The following is an 18,591-nucleotide window of genomic DNA, read 5'->3' on the forward strand; positions in this document are numbered from 1 at the left end:
CTGGAGGACTAGTCGGTCCCGTCCAGCATTTCCCGAACGGCAACAGCCAGTTGCTTGAGGGAGAATGGTTTCGGCAGGAAGCCGAATTTGGCATCTGCCGGAAGATTGCGCGCGAAGGCGTCTTCCGCATAGCCCGAGACGAAGATGAACTTGAGGTCCGGATACTTCTTGCGAAGTTCGGTCAAAAGCGTCGGACCATCCATCTCCGGCATGACGACGTCGGAAACGACGATGTCGACCTGACCGTCGAGCTCGTCCATGACATCGAGGGCTTCGACACCTGACCCGGCTTCGTGGACGGTGTAGCCACGGGTTTCCAGCATTCGCTTTCCTCCACGGCGCACAGCTTCCTCATCTTCGACCAGCAGAACAACGGCAGACTTGCCCGTCAGATCCTGGTTTTCGGCAACCGCCTCGGCTTCGGCAGGCGGCGCGGCGAGTTTGGCAGATTCAACGCCCGACACCGGCGTAGCAGCCTTGATCTCGGCTGCAACCTGGACCTCGGGGATGTGCCTTGGCAGGAAGATCCGGAACACCGTTCCCTTGCCGACTTCCGATTCAGGATAGATGTAACCGCCAGACTGTTTGACGATGCCGTAAACCATCGCCAGGCCCAGGCCGGTTCCCTTGCCCACTTCCTTGGTCGTGAAAAACGGCTCGAAGATCTTGTCCATGATATCCGCGGGGATGCCGGTACCAGTGTCTTCGACCTCGATCAGCACCAGATCTTCCTCGGGCAATCCGCGATACTGGAACGCACGCACCTGCTCGGCATCAATGTTGCGGGTCGATACCGTGATCGTCCCACCCTCCGGCATGGCATCGCGGGCGTTGACACAGAGGTTGATCAACACCTGTTCGAATTGCGAAAGATCTGTCTTTACCGGCCAAAGATCACGGCCATACTCCACCTTCAGCTTGACATTCGTGCCCGAGATCAGCCGGTCGACGAGCATTCGCAGATCCCCGATCACATCGGTCAGATTGAGCACCGAAGGACGCATTGTCTGCTTGCGCGAGAAAGCGAGCAACTGGCGCACCAGTACCGCCGCACGGTTGGCATTCCGCTTGATTTCCATGAGGTCGGCAAAACTTGCATCGGATGGCCTTGCCTGCAAAAGCAGATGATCCGACGACAGCAGGATGGCCGTCAGCACATTGTTGAAGTCATGCGCAATACCACCGGCAAGCGTGCCCACGGCATTCATCTTCTGGGTCTGGGCCATCTGGGCCTCCAGAGCCTTCTGGTCCGTGACATCGACGGCATAAACGATGGCTGCCTCTTCCGGGGCCTCATCGCTCTGATCAATCACCGCATTGACGTAGAAACGGAAATGTCGGCCTTCATTGGTCGGATGCCGGCTATCGATCGGCGCAATATCGACCTGCCTGTCTTTCGCCGCCGCCAGCGCTTCCCTGAAACGCTCCCTTTCACCATCATGGAAAGCCATTTCCAGCACTTCGCCACGATCAATCTGGTCGCGGCTGATGATATCGGAGAACAGTTTCATGAACGGCGCATTGGTACGAAGTATCCGCCCCTGGCCGTCCACCGAGGCAATCGCCATGGGTGTATTGTTGAAAAAGCGGGTAAAACGCATTGAGGCGATGGAAGCAGACTGATCGGAGGTCCCGCCATCCTGCCGTGCGAGCACGATTGACCGACTTTCGCCCGGAGCACCATCGCGCGCAGCGCGAACGCGATGCACGAGCCGCACAGGCAGGCTCTGCCCGTTAACCCGTCTGAGGTCGAGATCGAGTGTCTCGGTGCGCGCTTGACCGGGCTCTGCCTGAACCGAATCAATCAGCGCCATTCCCTCGCCCGCAACCAGGTCCGCAATAGTCACTGAACCCGGTGAGAATTTGGTGAGATCGACCCCAAGCCATTCGGCAAGCGTCGCATTGATGTAATAGATTTCGCCTTTCCGACCTGCGGAGAAGAAGCCTGCCGGCGCGTGATCGAGATAATCGATTGCATGCTGCAACTCCTTGAAGAACCGCTCCTGGTCATCGCGTTCGGTTGTGATGTCCGAAATTTGCCAGACATGCAGTTTCCGCTCCTTCCCCTGCCCGGCGAGCAAACGCGCCTTGAGACGATACCAATGGGCGCCCGATCCGTGACCGGATGCCTGCCCAAGAGGTTTCAGAAGCCGGAATTCCTCATAGCTTTCACGTCCCTCGCGCAAACCGTTGGTCAGACGATAGAGCGCCTCGCTCGACTCCCGGTAGCGAGACAAGTGTGCTTCCAGCGTCTGAACTTCCGTCGCCTTGCGCGCGCCAGTCATCTCTCCATAGGCCGTATTGGCATAGACGATGCGCCCGTCGATGTCCGTGATCAGCGTGCCTTCCGGCTGGCTGGACAAGAACCGCCGCGCGAGGTCGTCGGATTGCGACTGCGGCATCACCTCGACAAAGCCGATAATCGACGACACGATGAAGAATATACCCATCATCGCCAAAATGCCCAGAATCCCGAGCACGATCTCGTTGTCGAGTTGGTCTCGAAATACGACAAAGGAGACGGAGGCCGCGACGAGAACGATTGCCAGAACGAGTATGCGCAACGCGGTCCCGGTCCCACTGCCACGGTCCACCAGGGGGGCCTCGATGTCGCCGTCCTTGGGTTTTCTTGTCATGAAGTCCTCGTGCATGGTCGCGCGCCATATCCCAAGCGGGAATCGTCGCTCATCTTCTGTCTAGCAATTTGCAAGAAGAGCAAAAAGCGGAGAGAGGCCTCAAAACCCCGCTCTGAAGACTATCCCACAGGAATGCCGCATTCTGACGGCAATTTGTGTCACACTTTGAGAGCGTTGACCACGCAGCCTGATTGCGGAAAGCAGGCTCTTCTGCGAAAACGACAGCCAAAAGGGAGCGCACAGCATCATGGAAGATCTGCTTTCGGCCTATGGGGGCCGCTTTTTGGTGGCCGCCCTGGGTGTCGCCCTCGCACTTCTCCTCCTTTTCATCGTATTGTGGTTGATGCGAAATCGGCCTTCCTCGCCCTTTGTTCGCGGCGGGCGCAATCGGCAGCCCCGGTTGCAGGTCCTGGACGCTGCGGCAGTCGATGCAAGGCGGCGGATCGTTCTCATCCGACGCGATGACGTCGAACATCTTGTGATGATCGGCGGACCGACTGACATCGTGATTGAGAGCGGGATCGGCGATAATCGCAACTTCGTCAATGTGACTCCGGCAGAACAGCAACAGAAAGCAGCTCAGATCATTCAGGACTCGGCGCCTCCAAGCCTAGCACAGCCAGTGCGACCTGAACGGCAACCCGTCTTGGCCGAAACCAGAAGCCAGCCGCCCGCACAACAGAAGACAGACCTGGCAAGTTCACCCTCTCAGCCGCAGCCTCTGGCCCCGGCATCATCACCGAGACCGATTTCTGACGCCGCATTGCTGGAGCCGCAGCCGCAGCGTGCCGAGGCGCAGCAATCCCCCAAATCGGTGGCAGCAATGGAGATGAACCCGTCTAACAAGCGATCAGAGCCATACACAGCCCCTCTTGCGGTTGCGCTTGCGACGAACGAGACGATTGTGAGAGATGGCACATGGCAGGCCAGGAGCAAGCCGGAGATGCAAGACGCTCCAGCACGTACCCCAGTCGGGAGGCCGGATCTGGCAAGACCGGAGCCGACCGACCCAAAGCCACTGGATGTGAAGGGCTTCAATCCGGCCTTTTCACCAATGGCGGGCGAAGGACCGGGAAAACCGATGACCGTGCCATCCAATGACGAAAGCTTGCTTGGCCGCGTTGAGCCGAAGATTGAGCAAGCAAGGGCGACCGAGCCCACACCACCGTCAATATCGGCACCGGCGGCGCAAGATATCCTTGATGCCGCCCGCGCGAGAGTGATTGGACAACAGGCACCATCAACCGCACCACAGTCGCCTTCGGTGGCGGAAAAACCGGTCAATCGTGAGCCGGAGTCAGGTGCCGGACAGCCCTCCGCAGAGCGGCGCAACCTGAGTGAGTTCGAACGCGTTCTTGAGCAGGAAATGGAAGCGCAACTCGATGCCATTTCGCGTCCGCCCCCTGCCGCACGTCCCGACGTGGCGCCTTCGGTCTCCATCATGCCGGATCGGCCATCCCTTCCCATGGCCGCCGTCCTGCCGACCGTTCGTCCCGATCCTTTGGCCGACCTCCCTGTCGATAGCCCCGCCTCTCCGGAAAAGAAGGACGCGGAGCTTCAAAACGAGATTGCGAAGATTTTTGGCGATATCTCCGCGAGCCGGAACTGAAAAACGCGAAAGGCCGGTACAAGGACCGGCCTTTCGGATAGAAATTGACATGACTCAGATGGTCGCAACGACGGTTATTCGTCGCGGTAAACCTTCTCGCGACGCTCATGACGCTCCTGGGCCTCGATGGACAAGGTCGCGATCGGACGCGCATCCAGTCGCTTCAGACCGATTGGCTCACCGGTCTCTTCGCAATATCCATAAGTGCCGTCATCAATCCGCTGCAGTGCCGCGTCAATTTTTGCGATCAGCTTCCGCTGACGGTCGCGGGCCCTCAGTTCGATGGCACGGTCAGTCTCTGATGAAGCACGATCAGCCAGATCGGGGTGGTTGGCGCTCTCCTCCGCCAGATGATCCAGCGTCTCGCGCGCTTCACGGAGAATGTCATTCTTCCAGGCGACGAGCTTGGCCCTGAAATAGGCCCGCTGGTTTGCGTTCATGAACTCATCGTCTTCCGAGAGGACATAATTGCTAAGATTGATCTTCTCACTCAACGCGATTCTCCTGAAGAACATCTCAATGGCCGGTTCTATATCCCTTAAGAACATGCTGTTCAAGTCTTCAGACTGTTACAGCGCCATTTTTAAATCTGTCACAATTTTCATCTAAATGTATAATATTTAACCACAATTCTGAACGACCCCCGCGGCACTCCGAGCTTGCGCCTCCCCAGATAGGGGCTGTTCATGAGCAACGCAGGCAAGCAACCTGCCAGTTGACGGACCCCAGAGGAAACAGCTAGTTCATTGATCAGTGCCGATCGGACGCGGGAAGTTTGACAGATGACACCACTGAAAACGCCACCATCCCGCATCTATCTGCTACGCCACGCAAAATCAGCATGGGCAGAGCCTGGCGGTCGGGATTTCGATCGTTCACTGTCGGACGCTGGATTTGCGGAAGCGGAGTTGCTTGCCGAACGGGCCGCAGACCTTTCCTACCGCCCGGAAATGATCTTTTCTTCGACGGCCACACGCTGCCGTCAGACGGCAGAAGCAATCACCCGCGCCTTTTCAGGTCTGGTTGAACTGCAGTTTGTCGATGCCCTCTACAATGCGCCGGCCGAAACCTATCTCGAGATCCTGAACGCCAACAATCGTCTGTCATCCATGATGGTAGTTGGCCACAATCCGGCAATCGAGGAGGTTTTCGCCCATCTTGTCGGAGATGACATCATGGCCCGCACAGTCCCTGAAGGTTATCCGCCAGCAGGGCTCGCCGTCATCGACACCATCGACCTAGCCGGACAAGGCCACAGCTGGGCTTTGAAGGACTTTCTGGTCGCCTGACAAGGCCGCCTCATTTACGAATAATCGGACGCGAAAGCGGCCTTTTCAGTGGGCTGGTTCGCGCTCGTTGACGCGCCCACCCTTTTGCGCCCTGTTAGGACATCCTATATCACGCAAAAGAGAGCCGCAGGACGATCCCATTGCCCCCATCCCTGACAAGCATTACCGATGAAGCCGCGATCGCGATGGACAATGTCGTGGACAGGGCGTCAGCCCTCGTCAGTCCGACGATCCGCCTTGGGGTGACAGGTCTTTCGCGCGCCGGGAAAACCGTGTTCATTTCCTCCCTCGTGCATAATCTCCTGCATGGTGGCCGTCTACCACTCCTTGAACCCTTGCGTTCGGGCCGGATCGGTCAGACGCGACTGGACGAGCAGCCTGACGACGCAGTACCCCGCTTCCAGTATGAGGATCATGTTCGGGCTCTGGTGCGTGATAGGATCTGGCCGGACTCCACACGTGCCATCTCCGAATTGCGGCTGACAATCGAGTATCAGAGCGCCAGTGCCTGGAACCGCTGGCTGTCACCGGGCCGCCTTTCGATTGATATTGTGGACTATCCGGGCGAATGGCTTCTGGATCTACCCCTCCTGGACCAGACCTATCGCAAGTTTTCCGAGAACACTCTGACCTTGGCGGGATCTGGCGTCCGAGCAGAACTCTCCAAAGACTGGCTTGCCCTGACCGGGCGGGTCGACCCGCTTGGCCCGGCCGACGAAATGGTTGCAAAGGATCTGGCAGAGGCTTTCACCAGCTACCTCAAGGCCTGCAAATCCGACGAACGCTCGCTGTCAACACTCCCGCCAGGACGTTTCCTCATGCCCGGCGACCTGGAGGGCTCTCCCGCCCTCACCTTTGCACCGCTACCCTCGCCCGAAGACCTGAACGCTCCGAAAGGTTCACTCCTTGCGATGATGGAGCGCCGTTTCGAAGCCTATAAAACAGTTGTCGTGAAGCCCTTTTTCCGCGAGCACTTTGCACGGCTCGATCGCCAGATCGTGCTGGTTGATGCGCTCCAGGCAATCAACCGTGGACCTGAGGCTGTTGAGGATCTGGAGCGCGCTTTGGGCGACGTTCTCGCCTGCTTCCGTGCCGGCAGCAACAATATCCTGACCGCGCTCTTTCGCCGTCGCATTGATCGCGTACTGGTCGCCGCCACCAAGGCGGACCACCTGCATCACGAAAGCCATGACAGGCTCGAGGCCTTGACCCGCCGCCTGGTTGATCGCGCGATCAGGACCATAGATATGCGCGGAGCCGAGATCGAGGTGATGGCAATTGCCTCGGTGCGGGCAACGCGCGAAGCCAGAGTGCGCAGAGACGGTCATGATCTGCCGGTGATCGTCGGCACTCCCATGGCAGGCGAGACGATAGCGGGTGAGCAGTTTGACGGGGAACGGAAGACCGCGGTCTTCCCGGGCGATCTTCCGGAAAATCCCGAAACCTTCTTCTCCGCCCTTGATCATGGCAAGGCCCTGCCTGACCTCAACATCGTGCGCTTCCGCCCACCGGCGCTCGAAGAAGGTGGTGCCGGCATCAAGCTCTCCGTGCCCCATATCCGGCTCGACAGGGCACTGCAGTTCCTGTTGGGAGATCGTCTCGCATGAAGAAGAACCAACCGACGGACATATCCCGCAAGCCCGGATCCTTTGCCATTGAACCTGAGAAAACGATTGTCGACAGCAATGGAGGCCGAATGGACAGGGCACGGTCGCCGCAAAGCTTCCCCGATGGAAGCGTCGTGCTTGTGCCGGACGACGAGGATCCCTTTCTGCGCGATGCCATCGACAGTGAGCCGTTGCCGTTGCCGCCCGCCAGGAAATCGCGCTTTTCCTTCCTCAAGCTCGCTTTCGGTGCCTTCGGAATCCTGATTTCGCTGGCCCTCGGCCTGTGGCTGGACGGCCTCGTTCGCGATCTCTTCAACCGCGCGGATTGGCTCGGTTATCTGGCGCTCAGCATGATTGCGATCGGCGTCATCGCGCTGGCGCTTGCAGTTGGCAGGGAACTGGCCGGACTTTACCGGCTGCAAGCTGTCCAGTCGCTCAAGAATGACTCCGTTGACGCATGGATGACAAAACAGCCTGCAAAAGCCAGAGCCATTGTGTCTCGCCTTGATGCCCTCCTGGCATCGAGACCTGAAAGCAATCGCGGTCGAAAAGTGCTGGAGGAGAGTCGAGATGACATTATTGACGGACCACAGTTGATCGAGCTTGCTGAACGCGAACTGCTGTCTGCGCTCGACACGAATGCGCGACGCCTCATTCTGTCGTCTGCCAAGCGCGTCTCTGTGGTCACCGCCGTCAGTCCGAGAGCTGTTTTCGATCTCGCCTATGTCCTGTTCGAAATCGTCCGCCTTGTCCGCTCCATGGCAGAACTCTATGGAGGACGCCCCGGCAAAATTGGCATGCTTCGCCTGTTGCGGGATGTGGTTACACACCTCGCCGTCACGGGCACGGTTGCGCTTGGCGACAGTCTTGCCCAGCAACTCCTCGGTCATGGTCTGGCTTCCCGCCTCTCCGCCCGGCTTGGCGAGGGTGTTGTCAACGGGTTGATGACCGCGCGTATCGGTATTGCCGCAATGGATCTCTGCCGCCCTTTGCCGTTCCGTGCGCTCAAGCGTCCAAGCATCGGCGACTTCATCTCCGACCTCTCGCCGGTCTCGGCGACACCGGGAGAGCGGGAAAAATCAGAGCGGCCATAGGGCGAATACCCAACCGCCTTCCGACAGCGATTGCCGGAAGCCCGATTTATGGTTAAGGAAATGATGCATTAACCATTTTGAGGCTACCCTGCTTGCGGGTTTCTGGTTGCTCGTACCAAGGTAAAACGATGTTTCGCTTCCTTTCGCATCATCTCCGCAGCGCATCCATATTTGCCGCCGTCGCGGTGCTCGCTTCTGCACCGGTTGCGGAGGCCAATCCGCGTGACAAGCGTTTCTTCGATTCCGTCGCGGGTGTCTGGAAAGGCCCGGGCGAGATCGTCGCCGGCAAATACAAGGGCACGAAGTTCACCTGCAATCTGACCGGTCTGTCTGCCAGCGGCAGGGATACGGGCCTGACACTTGACGGCACCTGCCGCGTCGGCATGTTCAGCCAGCCCATGTCAGCTGTCATCTCGAATGTCTCTGGCACCTATACCGGCAAGTTCCTGGATGGTGCCGATGGGAAGGGTCTCGATATCGTATCTGGTCAGGTGACGGGCAACCGCGCCGTAATGGGCATCAACCGCGCCAAATTGAACGGTGCCATGGTGGCGCGTCTGGAAGACAACGACGCGATGCACATCACGATCTCTGTGAAGGTCGAAGACAGGTTGATCCCGGTGATCGGCCTCAAGCTCAACAGAGAGGCAAGCGCTCAGGCCGACCTCTCTTCCGGCAATTAGACATTCTCGGCGCCTGACCATTCGTTCAGGCGCGCCACCAGCCTCGGTTACCATTTGCGAGCGTGATGCCGGTCACATCCGATTGCCCTAGCCATTCGGCAACCGTTTTTCCGTGAACCACTTGGCCAGCGGCGATATCGGAAAGCGGCTTCAGGACAAATGCGCGTTCCGTCATCCTTGGATGGGGGATCTTCAGATGCTCGTCAACGAGCAGAATATCTTCAAATGTCAGGATATCGATATCGATCGTGCGCGGCCCCCAGCGTTCGATGCGCTCCCGCTTCATGTCGCGCTCGATCTCAAGGCAGGTCGATAAAAGCGCTCGGGGAGACAGACGTGTCTCGACAAGAGCGCAGGCATTGTAAAACTCGGCCTGATCAACCATTCCCCAAGGCGGGGTCCGATAAAGGCCTGACACCTCTGCCACCCGGCAATCCTCACGCAGATCCAAGAGCGTGAGCGCCCGCGCCATGGAGGCCACTGGATCACCGATGTTTCCGCCAAGCCCCAGTGTCGCCGTGTGCCAAGCGTCAGCGGCGGTCTTCAACGGTCACCTCTACATAATCGAGCACGCCCTGAATCGGCGCGCTTGGTTTGCGAACGTTGATTTTGACACGGGTAATCTCCGGAAAGCGCGAGAGCAAGGCCTTTGAAATTGTCAGCGCAAGGGCTTCGATCAACCGTCGCTTTTCCTTGAGGACCGTTTCTTCGATCACTTTGAAAGCAAGTCCATAATCGACGGTGCCTTCAAGTTCATCGCGCTCTGCGGCCACCGCCGCAGCGACATCAAATTCTGCGTCCACATAAAATCTCTGCCCGAGCACGCCCTCTTCCGGATAGAAGCCGTGATAGGCAAAAAAGGAACAGTTCTTCAGGGTGATCGTGTAGGTACTCGTCATTTCAGTTATCCTTGGCGTACCGCCTGTTCCTGCGCCAGCATAGCATCGGCTAGCAACAGGGCATCGCGATTGATCGCGACATTATGAACCCGGAAAACGCTCGCCCCTTTCAGCCTCAACGCCACCGTCGTGGCAGCCGTGGCCGCGTCCCGGTCTTTTGCATCTCGACCTGTAATCGCGCCTAGGAACCGCTTGCGGGACGTCCCGACGAGAAGCGGATAACCGAGCTGATGCAATTCCGAAAAACGGTTCAACAGCGAGAGATTCTCCTCGGTTGTTTCCTTGGCAAAGCCGAAACCCGGATCGAGCATGATGGTTTCCTCCGCGGCGCCGGCAGCCTTGGCAATCGCAAGCGACTGGTCGAAAAAATGGCGCTGGTCTTCAATCGGATCGGCAAGCTTTTCCCTGCCGCGACCAGTATGCATGATGCAGAGCCCGGCCCCGGTTTCTGCCGCAACCCTGGCGATCTCAGGCTCCCGTTGCAGACCGTGAACATCGTTGATGATGTGCGCGCCAGCCGTGATCGCGGCTCTTGCTGTCGATGCACGATACGTGTCGATCGAAATAAGGACATCCGTGCGCCGGGCCAAATCCTCTATGACGGGGATCACCCTTGCAAGCTCCTCATTCGAGGTGATCTCGGCAGCACCTGGACGCGTCGATTCCCCGCCGATATCCAGTATTCCGGCGCCCTCATCCACACATCGCATGGCAAAGTCCACTGCATCCGCCACCGTATTGTGAAGGCCGCCATCGGAAAAGGAATCCGGCGTGACATTGATGATGGCCATCAATACTCCCCCCTGATCGAGCCGGAGGGAACGGCCATGCGCCACCCGCCAATTCTTGGGTCTGCCGTGTGTCACGGGGGTCTATCCTCTCGACGGATCTGGGGGAAGCTGCGATAGTGGAGCAGACTTGGCTATGCCCGAAGGACGCGGCAAATTCAACATTGCGGACATCAAGAATGACAACATACCGCCGATTACCGGCTTTGGGGCTTGGTATGGCCATGATAGCCATCGGCATCCCCGCCGCAGAAGCCGAGATGTTGGCAACCAAGTCGATCACCTATTTCAACATCGGCGGCAGGACTGCGGAAGAGATCGACAACGAACTCACCCGCAAAGGCCCTCTGACCAACAGCACGGGACTGCGCCACCCCGGCGCAACCCGCATCCAGTTTGGCGGTGATTTATCCTATGTCGAGGACGGCAGAAGATGCTGGGTCGAAGACGTGCAGGTAACCGTCAACACAAGGATAATTCTGCCGCGCTGGACAAATCGAAAGCGCGCAGACACTGATATGGCTCTGTTATGGGATACGTTGGCCAGCGACATAAAGCGCCATGAGGAAAGGCATGCCGAAATCGCTCGACAATATGCACGGGAGCTACAAGACGCCCTGACGCGATTGCGACCGGAACGCGATTGTACGCGCATGCAAGACAAGGTGGCCGAGACCACGGACCGCGTCACGGACGAACATGACAAGGCGCAGATCCAGTTCGACCGAGTGGAGGCGAAAAACTTCGAAGCGCGGATGATTCGTTTGCTACGTTACCGCAGCGGTCGCTCCACAAACTGAAATACTTGATTTCTGTCATTTTTGAGCAGGCCACTGAGTTGCACCAACCGGCAGCCTTGCGTGAGCCTTGTGAATTGCCCTGTGAATAACCAGCAAATTCTAGCGATAGAACTTGTCAAAAAACTAAAATAAAACTGTCATGACATCACGTAACAGTTGCGTTCCCCACAATTCGAGTTCTCCCGGCGCGTCTTGGTGCCACAGGTGCTTCCTCCCTCGCCTGGTTCGGCGATGCGCCCCCTTGCCCCGCTCCTCCGTCAAAAGAGAGCGGGGCTTTTTTGGGTATTGGGAACCCAAAAAACGGAGGCCTCTCAGCCCTGGCGCTCTGGCACGTGCACAACAAGACCGTCGAGGGCCGAAGTTACCTTGATCTGACAGGACAGCCGCGATGTCGGCCTCACATCCACCGCGAAATCCAGCATGTCCTCTTCCATGGTAGAAGGAGGTCCGACCTTCTCTGTCCAGGCGTCGTCGACATAGACATGACAGGTGGCACAGGCACAGGCACCGCCACATTCTGCGTCAATCCCGGGCACCGAATTCCGGACTGCGTTCTCCATCACGGTAGAACCGTCTGCCGCTGCGATGTCAAAACGAGTGCCATCGAAGGCTATGAAGCTGATATTCGCCATTTCACCATCCACTTGAGCTTATCGAAGTGGCGAACACATCGGACAAAATCTTGAGGCAGTCAACACAACCCGGCAGCAAGCGTGCGAGGATCCGCGCGGCATAGCGCCCCATCACTTCCGGCAGTGCTCGACGTGTTAACGCGCAAGCTTGAGAATAAAGTGCTCGGCTTCCAGAACAGCCGCCGCAACCGTCGCCATGGTCTCTGCGGTAGCTCCTGCTTCATCGATGGCATCAACCGCAGCCACAACGCGGCTCGCCCCGACGGACTCGGCAGCAGACTTAAGCCGTCGAACTGCAGCTTTTGTGTCGATATGAGACGCATCACTCGCGAAGGCATGAACACATCCCCGCGCCTGGCGGGCAAAAAGCTGCAGCAGTTCCACTTCTGCGGCCTTGTCACCTTTGGTCTTGTTGGCGAGCAGAACAAGATCGATGGGCCGCCGATCGCTCGGCTTTTGCGGATTCAGACTGACGGTTCCCTCAAATGCGATACTGCGCACGGCCATGATACTTATCCTCAGACAAAATGGATCTGGTGCCAGAATTGCGCGCAATCTGCTCCAGACTCCGTTAAGTTGGGCACCGGGCTGGCAGAAATTCTTTAACTATGGTTAACATCCGCTAAATTACCGCCACAGCAGCGTTTTTGGCCGTAAACCCCCATTTAAATACTGTTAACAACCGAACCGCCCATTAAGGATGCATACGCACTTTAATTGTAACCACGCCATGGATGTGTCACTACGATACGACTGGTCCGGGTCAAGAATGATATTCTTTTCCCGGAGGCGGGTCGGTGATAAAAACACCGCAACACGATTGGATGGTGTTGTCTCGCTCCGGATTTTGTACGGGGTTCCCACTGGCGTGGCGATGGTGGAAATCCCAAATGTAAGAGTGAAGGTCGAGATTTCGTAGCGGGCGGCTTACGAAATTGAGACGAGTGGCCGTGAGTAGGCGGTAACGAGGCGTAACCTTATGGCGAACAAGAAAACCGACTCGATTGATGAGAATGCTTTCCAGGCTCTCGAGGCGGCCTTGAGCATCGATTTCGACGATGAGGATGTGCCTGAGAGCACCGATTCCAGATCCGCGTCACGCGGAGCGGAGGCCATAGTGTCAGATACCAGCAAGCAGCGAGCTTCCGCGCCCAAGAAATCGGCGGCACGTCAGGCCCCCCGTGGAACAGAGCCCCTGGCGGAGCCATCGCTGCGCTCACCCAATCTGGCACCTGCAAATGACGCCTCGCGTCGCAGTCCGGCGGCCATCATGAAATCGATTGAAAGCGGGTCGCTGAAGTATGCGGTCCGCAACGCGTTGATCATATCGCTGTTCTGGATACTGGGTGCCGTTGGCTTGGCCCAGGTTCTTTATGGAGCGGCAATCTGGCAGGCTTCCTCGATCGCCGACATCATTTCCATGCCGGGCATAGTCGGCATCTTCGTCGGTACGCTTGTACCGATCATGCTTTTCTTTGCCTTTGCGATTATGATGGCGCGTGCTCATGACCTGCGTCATGCAGCGCGCTCGATGGCCGAAGTGGCATTGCGTCTTTCAGAGCCGGAGACCATCGCTACCGAACGGATCATGACGGTCGGTCAGGCCGTTCGGCGCGAAGTCTCTGCGATGAATGAAGGCATCGAACGGACGATTGCACGGGCGACTGAACTTGAAGCTCTGGTTCACTCTGAAGTCACCGCGCTTGAACGAAGCTACACCGATAACGAATTGCGTGTACGCGGACTTGTGCAGGAACTGGGCTCCGAACGCGATGCGATCGTCAACCATGCCGAGCGTATTCGCAGCTCCATCGTGGGCGCCCATGAGCAGCTGAAAGAAGAATTGTCGCTCGCAACTGAAGAGATTGCCGTACGCCTCGCAACCTCCGGCGAGGCTTTCGCGTCTCTGATCGACACGCGCGCAGCCGCCCTGATGGAAAAATCCGATCAGGCAGCGACTGCACTTGGCAGCCTGCTGACAGCCAAGACCGAAAGCATGGTTCAGACGCTGACCGCCTCCGGCATGACCCTGAGCGGCGAATTCGATCAGCAGCTCAGGAACCTCTCGACCACTCTTGGCGAACGCGGTCGCGAACTGCTCGGCGAATTCGAGACCCGTGCATCCACACTGGATGCCAACACCGAGAAGCTCAACGCGGCGCTGAACGAGCGCGCCCGTCAGCTGAACGAAACGCTGGTTGAAAGGACCCGCGAGATCGCAGACAGCCTGAAGACGGGCGAATCAACGATCACCACGTCGCTCGACAGCGTCCTCAGCAAGCTCAACAATACGCTGGATGAGCGTGGCCAGACATTCCGTCAGTCGCTGCAGTCGGCAGCAGATGACGCCGTGGTTGATCTCGACATTCGCTCTGGTCTTTTCGAGGACAGGCTTCAGGCAACAATCGGTCAATTGAATGCGACCTTCGATGAGCGTGTTGCCGAATTTGCCTCCGCCTTCGACCAGAGGGCCGGCTCACTCGACAGCAAGCTGATGGAAAGCCTGTCGCGGATCAACGAAACGGTTTCGGGCGGCTCTGAAGCCATCGACGGGATCCTGACATCCAGCATTGATCGCCTTGGTGCGGCTCTGACCGATCAGTCTTTCGCTCTTGCAACGACACTGGGCACCGGGCAGGAACTGCTCGATAGTGCCATGGCTGGTCGCGCTCAGGAAATTGCCGATGCGATGTCTGCACGCGCAAATGCACTGACGGAAAGTCTAGAACGCGCGCAGCAGCGGATCGATGCCGTCATGGAAGAGCGCGGCGGAGCGCTTTACACCGCCCTGACGGACAATCAGTCCCGGTTCGAGGAAACGCTTTCCTCGCGTGCAGAGACAATTGTCAACGCTCTTTCGGGCGCTCAAGAGCGGTTAGCCGAAGCGCTTGAGCAGAAGACCCAAGAAATTGCGGGCACCCTCTCCGATGGAGAGCGGAACCTCAATGAGAGCATTTCTCAGCGAGCGAGCCAGATCATCGAGACGGTGGCAGATGCAGATCGCCGGATCGACGCAGCTTTCGCAGACAAGGCTGAAGCCATCCGTGAGGCATACAACGAGAACCAGGAACGTCTGGACTTCTCGCTCGCCAGCCATTCCAGCTATCTTGCATCGACGCTCGAAGACGCTGCAGGTTCGCTTGAAAAAAGCCTCGGCGAAAACTCGGGACGGATCGCAGAAAGCCTCTCCCGCGGAATTTCCGACATCGACACCCGCCTCACCGATTTCGACAGCCGTCTCGTTGAGAATCATGATCGCTTGCGGTCTACCCTTGATGAACGCCTCGACCAGTCTCTGGCACATCATACCGCCAGCCTCGCCAGCACGCTCGACGACGCAGCCGTCAAGCTGGAGCAGGCCATCGGCGAGAAATCGGGTCGTATCGCCGATAGCCTGCAAAGAGGTGTCACCGAGATCGACACACGATTGACGGACTTCGACAATCGTTTTGATGAAAGCCAGCAGCGCCTTCGCGCAACCCTGGAACAGGGAACGCAATCCGTTACGAGCTCTCTCAACGAAGCACGGGATCTCCTTGATCAGAGCCTGCTCGACCACACGACGTCCATCGGCGCCACCATCGCCGCCAGCACGAGCATGCTGGAGATGGGGCTCGAAGAACGCGAAGAAGCGATCCGCAACGCGATCGATCAATCCAGCCATAACCTCGATGAGCGGCTCCGCGGTACCGCTGGTGCGCTCACCGAGCAACTCGGAAACGCCGCCTCGGATATCACCCGTTCGGCACAGGACTTTTCGGGTCGAGTGGAGCAATCGGTCAGCGGCATGACCAGCCGCCTCGACGAAACGAGCACCCGTATCGAAAGCAGCCTTGGCACGCTTGAAGATCGGATCCGCAATGGTCTGGACGGTGTCGACGCCCGTGTTGGCGACGCCGGCGAGAAATTTGCGAACCGGCTTGCCGAGAAGGTTGGTGACATCGAACGTGTCGGCAACGAAGCGTCTGAGAAGGTTGCCAGGGTTCTGGAACAGGGCACCGGCAAGATCGCAGAAACCTTTGATGAGCGTACGGCTATCGTTGATGAGCGTTTGGCCACCATGGATCGTGCGCTGAACATCGGCCTTGAAAACGTCAATCGGACGATTGAAGGCAAGGCCGCTGGTCTCGCAGCCGCCCTGCGCGGCGCAGTCAGCGAAGCAGCGCGCGATCTTGACGAAGAAGCACAGCGCTCGGTTAGCCGCCTGTCCGAGACCAGCGAAGTCTTCGCCCAGCGCATCAGCGAACGCAGCGAAGAGCTCAGCAAGACGGTCGAGGAACGCTCCGAAGACCTGGCACGTCGCGTCTTTGAAACACAGAACCGTCTGGCGGGACAGGCCGCGACCGTCGCGCAGACCTTCTCAGAAGCCGGCAATGTGATCGCCAAAAAGGTCGCAGAGGCCGAAGCACTGGTCGGGAAGCAAATCTCCGAACTGTCCGGCACGGTCAATCAGGCAGGTGACATGCTGGAAGCCCGGGCTTCCGCAATTCGGCAGGCAATCAGTGGAAACACACAGGAACTTGCCGAAACCATGTCGGCAGCGGAAAAGGCACTTGAAGCCCGTGGCAACTCTATCCGCTCGGTTCTGGATGATCGCACACGGGAGCTGAACTCCATGCTGTCGAGCCGCTCGGCTGAACTGTCTCGTCTCATCGATGAAAAGGCAGCACCGATCGTCGAGAGCTATGCCGAGACCGGTCGTACCGCTGCCGAACAGATTGCATCGGCAGCCGAACAGAGCGCAGAGCGTTTGCGTCGTGAGAATGCTGCCGTGGTTGACGCCATTCAGGAGCGTGCCGACCGCGCAGCAGCAACGCTCGGCGCTGCGGAAAGCACGATTGTTGCCAATGCATCACGCCTGATCACGCGTCTTGGTGAAAGCAACCAGGGCCTGTCTTCGGTGGTCGAGCAGGCTGTCACCAGCATTGACGCGATTGACCAACGCCTTGGCGCGACTGTTGACCGTTTCTCTGAAACGGCAAACCAGGCCGGTGATATGCTGTCGACATCGAACCGTCTGCTCGAAGGTCAGTTGGAACGGCTGACCGCGGTTTCAGGCGAAACTCTTGGTCAGATTTCCTCGATTGTGGGCCGCTTCGGCGATCACACCAAGGTACTCGGCAAGGCATCCGAACTTCTATCAGCCGCTCAATCCAACCTCGTGGGCACCCTCGAAGAGCGCCAGAAGGCCTTGCGCGACCTCTCGGTCGGCCTGGTCAAGCGTTCGGAAGAGATCGAAAAGACGATGCAGGGTCTCGGCATGATGGTGGAAACGGCATTCGAGCGGGCAGAACAGCGTTCGAACGCAATGGCAGGCAGCCTGCGTCAGAACGTGCAAGCCTCCTTTACCGACATCGGCGCCATCCTTTCGGACACCGAGAAGAAGGCCCAGATTACGGCGAACACCATGCGCAACGCTCTGCTGTCTGCAGAGCAGGAAGCGCAGCAATCGATCGACAAGACCTTGTCGGAAGCCGAAAAGCGCTCTGTCGAACTTGCCAATCGCTTGCGCGGCGGACTTGCGATCTCAATGTCCGATATCGATCGCCTGCTGGGCGAAGCCAGCCGCCGTTCAGAGGGTGCCGCAGACCAGTTGCGTGAAGCCATGCGCCAGGCGGTTGAGGATGCCGTCACGCGCTTTGCCGGCGCAACAGACGAGATACGCCGCTCGGCCCAGGATATCCGCAAGGAACTGGACGACACCCGTAGCGAATTGAAGCGCGGTGCGTTTGACCTTCCGGAAGAAGCCAAGGAAAGCGCAACGGCAATGCGTCGCGCCGTCGCCGAGCAGATCAAGGCACTGCAGGATCTCCAGCAGCTCGTGGGTCGCACCAGCCAGAACCTTGAAGTATCCCGTCCAGTCGCGGCCTCGAAGCCAGCGGAAACTCCGCGCCGGGCGCCCGATCCAGCTCCCCTGCCCTCAGTTCCGGCTCCGGGTCGTGTAACTGACCCGATGGAATTGCGGGGCAGCCTGACTTTGGGTGACAGCTACCCGACGGGCCAGCAGCCGCCGGCACGCGCCGAAGGGGGTGGCTGGATCAGCGACCTGCTGCGTGGAGCCTCGCGTGATGAAGCGGCGGAAAGTGCGATGGCCGGTCGCGCAGTGCCGCCACGCGCCCCGGAACCTCAAGTCAACGCCAGACCATCGGATAGTCGCAATCCACGCCATATGGTCGAATCGCTGAACTCGCTCTCCGTGGATATTGCCCGTGCCATCGACCACGACGCGTCTGTCGAGCTGTGGCGGCGCTACCAGCGGGGCGAGCGCGACGTCTTTACACGTCGTCTCTACACGCTGAAGGGTCAGCAGACTTTCGACGAGATCAAGCGCAAGTATGACCGCGAACCGGAGTTCCGCGTCGCTGTCGACCGCTATATTGCAGACTTTGAAAAGCTGCTGGGCGATGTCGCGCGTACCGATCGCGACAAGACCGTGACCCAGTCCTACCTGACCTCGGACACCGGCAAGGTCTACACCATGCTGGCCCATGCGGCCGGTCGCTTCAGCTGATCCTCGATATCAATAGACGCAAAGGAAAAGCCGGATCTAAAAA

14 protein-coding genes are annotated in these 18,591 nt (G+C 58.4%); 7 read left to right on the forward strand and 7 right to left on the reverse strand.

All coding sequences use genetic code 11. The features are described from left to right. Window positions 1-8: 8 nt before the first annotated feature. Window positions 9-2,636, reverse strand: a complete 2,628-nt coding sequence (gene cckA, locus FE840_RS14765; protein WP_138286253.1) for a cell cycle histidine kinase CckA — start codon at window positions 2,634-2,636, stop codon at window positions 9-11. Between the two features lie 247 nt (window positions 2,637-2,883). Here cckA and FE840_RS14770 point away from each other — a divergent pair, with 247 nt between their 5' ends. After that, window positions 2,884-4,245, forward strand: a complete 1,362-nt coding sequence (locus FE840_RS14770) for a flagellar biosynthetic protein FliO (protein WP_138286254.1) — start codon at window positions 2,884-2,886, stop codon at window positions 4,243-4,245. A 74-nt stretch (window positions 4,246-4,319) separates the two neighbouring features. Here the strand turns inward: FE840_RS14770 and dksA are convergent, their stop codons facing one another. After that, complete coding sequence (dksA, locus tag FE840_RS14775) at window positions 4,320-4,739, reverse strand: RNA polymerase-binding protein DksA (protein ID WP_138286255.1); 420 nt, start codon at window positions 4,737-4,739, stop codon at window positions 4,320-4,322. Window positions 4,740-5,027: 288 nt separating this feature from the next. Between dksA and FE840_RS14780 the strand changes: the two genes are divergently transcribed. The 4 genes from FE840_RS14780 (at window position 5,028) to FE840_RS14795 (ending at window position 8,918) form a co-directional block, all read left to right on the forward strand. Continuing rightward, window positions 5,028-5,534 carry a SixA phosphatase family protein gene (locus FE840_RS14780; RefSeq protein WP_138286256.1) on the forward strand — a complete coding sequence of 169 codons (507 nt, stop codon included), beginning with the start codon at window positions 5,028-5,030 and terminating at the stop codon, window positions 5,532-5,534. Window positions 5,535-5,674: 140 nt separating this feature from the next. Beyond that, complete coding sequence (locus tag FE840_RS14785) at window positions 5,675-7,141, forward strand: YcjX family GTP-binding protein (protein ID WP_138286257.1); 1,467 nt, start codon at window positions 5,675-5,677, stop codon at window positions 7,139-7,141. Beyond that, window positions 7,138-8,235, forward strand: coding sequence for a YcjF family protein (locus FE840_RS14790; RefSeq protein ID WP_138286258.1), 1,098 nt, complete (start codon window positions 7,138-7,140; stop codon window positions 8,233-8,235). The genes FE840_RS14785 and FE840_RS14790 overlap by 4 nt, the downstream gene beginning before the upstream one ends. A 128-nt stretch (window positions 8,236-8,363) precedes the next feature. After that, a complete protein-coding gene (locus FE840_RS14795; RefSeq protein ID WP_138286259.1) occupies window positions 8,364-8,918 on the forward strand; it encodes a hypothetical protein in 555 nt (184 codons plus the stop codon). A gap of 25 nt (window positions 8,919-8,943) precedes the next feature. Here the strand turns inward: FE840_RS14795 and folK are convergent, their stop codons facing one another. Genes folK through folP form a run of 3 tightly spaced genes read right to left on the reverse strand, consistent with a single transcriptional unit; the run spans window position 8,944 to window position 10,683 of the window. Continuing rightward, the gene (folK, locus tag FE840_RS14800) at window positions 8,944-9,390 is read right to left on the reverse strand and encodes a 2-amino-4-hydroxy-6-hydroxymethyldihydropteridine diphosphokinase (RefSeq protein ID WP_246318916.1); all 447 of its coding nucleotides are present in this window, start codon (window positions 9,388-9,390) and stop codon (window positions 8,944-8,946) included. Between the two features lie 58 nt (window positions 9,391-9,448). Further along, complete coding sequence (gene folB, locus FE840_RS14805; RefSeq protein WP_138286261.1) at window positions 9,449-9,817, reverse strand: dihydroneopterin aldolase; 369 nt, start codon at window positions 9,815-9,817, stop codon at window positions 9,449-9,451. A 5-nt stretch (window positions 9,818-9,822) separates the two neighbouring features. Beyond that, the gene (gene folP, locus FE840_RS14810) at window positions 9,823-10,683 is read right to left on the reverse strand and encodes a dihydropteroate synthase (RefSeq protein ID WP_484555954.1); all 861 of its coding nucleotides are present in this window, start codon (window positions 10,681-10,683) and stop codon (window positions 9,823-9,825) included. Between the two features lie 140 nt (window positions 10,684-10,823). Between folP and FE840_RS14815 the strand changes: the two genes are divergently transcribed. Beyond that, entirely contained in the window at window positions 10,824-11,405 is a 582-nt protein-coding gene (locus FE840_RS14815) for a DUF922 domain-containing Zn-dependent protease (RefSeq protein WP_246318783.1), read from the forward strand. 311 nt (window positions 11,406-11,716) lie between these two features. Here the strand turns inward: FE840_RS14815 and FE840_RS14820 are convergent, their stop codons facing one another. Beyond that, window positions 11,717-12,037, reverse strand: coding sequence for a 2Fe-2S iron-sulfur cluster-binding protein (locus FE840_RS14820; protein WP_138286264.1), 321 nt, complete (start codon window positions 12,035-12,037; stop codon window positions 11,717-11,719). Between the two features lie 135 nt (window positions 12,038-12,172). After that, on the reverse strand, window positions 12,173-12,544 hold the full coding sequence (locus FE840_RS14825) for an Hpt domain-containing protein (RefSeq protein ID WP_138286265.1): 372 nt from the start codon (window positions 12,542-12,544) through the stop codon (window positions 12,173-12,175). Window positions 12,545-13,016: 472 nt separating this feature from the next. Here FE840_RS14825 and FE840_RS14830 point away from each other — a divergent pair, with 472 nt between their 5' ends. Beyond that, complete coding sequence (locus tag FE840_RS14830; protein ID WP_138286266.1) at window positions 13,017-18,548, forward strand: apolipoprotein A-IV repeat region-like domain-containing protein; 5,532 nt, start codon at window positions 13,017-13,019, stop codon at window positions 18,546-18,548. Window positions 18,549-18,591 lie beyond the last annotated feature (43 nt).

The organism is Peteryoungia desertarenae (genome assembly GCF_005860795.2).
Lineage (GTDB): Bacteria > Pseudomonadota > Alphaproteobacteria > Rhizobiales > Rhizobiaceae > Allorhizobium > Allorhizobium desertarenae.

Bases quoted from the DNA above. Each gene is read 5' to 3' on its own strand.
- FE840_RS14815 (WP_246318783.1), top strand. From the start codon at position 10,824: ATGGCCATGATAGCCATCGGCATCCCCGCCGCAGAAGCCGAGATGTTG.
- folK (WP_246318916.1), bottom strand. From the start codon at position 9,390: ATGGCGCGGGCGCTCACGCTCTTGGATCTGCGTGAGGATTGCCGGGTG.
- FE840_RS14795 (WP_138286259.1), top strand. From the start codon at position 8,364: ATGTTTCGCTTCCTTTCGCATCATCTCCGCAGCGCATCCATATTTGCC.
- FE840_RS14770 (WP_138286254.1), top strand. From the start codon at position 2,884: ATGGAAGATCTGCTTTCGGCCTATGGGGGCCGCTTTTTGGTGGCCGCC.
- FE840_RS14825 (WP_138286265.1), bottom strand. From the start codon at position 12,544: ATGGCCGTGCGCAGTATCGCATTTGAGGGAACCGTCAGTCTGAATCCG.
- folB (WP_138286261.1), bottom strand. From the start codon at position 9,817: ATGACGAGTACCTACACGATCACCCTGAAGAACTGTTCCTTTTTTGCC.
- FE840_RS14790 (WP_138286258.1), top strand. From the start codon at position 7,138: ATGAAGAAGAACCAACCGACGGACATATCCCGCAAGCCCGGATCCTTT.
- FE840_RS14830 (WP_138286266.1), top strand. From the start codon at position 13,017: ATGGCGAACAAGAAAACCGACTCGATTGATGAGAATGCTTTCCAGGCT.
- FE840_RS14780 (WP_138286256.1), top strand. From the start codon at position 5,028: ATGACACCACTGAAAACGCCACCATCCCGCATCTATCTGCTACGCCAC.
- cckA (WP_138286253.1), bottom strand. From the start codon at position 2,636: ATGACAAGAAAACCCAAGGACGGCGACATCGAGGCCCCCCTGGTGGAC.
- FE840_RS14820 (WP_138286264.1), bottom strand. From the start codon at position 12,037: ATGGCGAATATCAGCTTCATAGCCTTCGATGGCACTCGTTTTGACATC.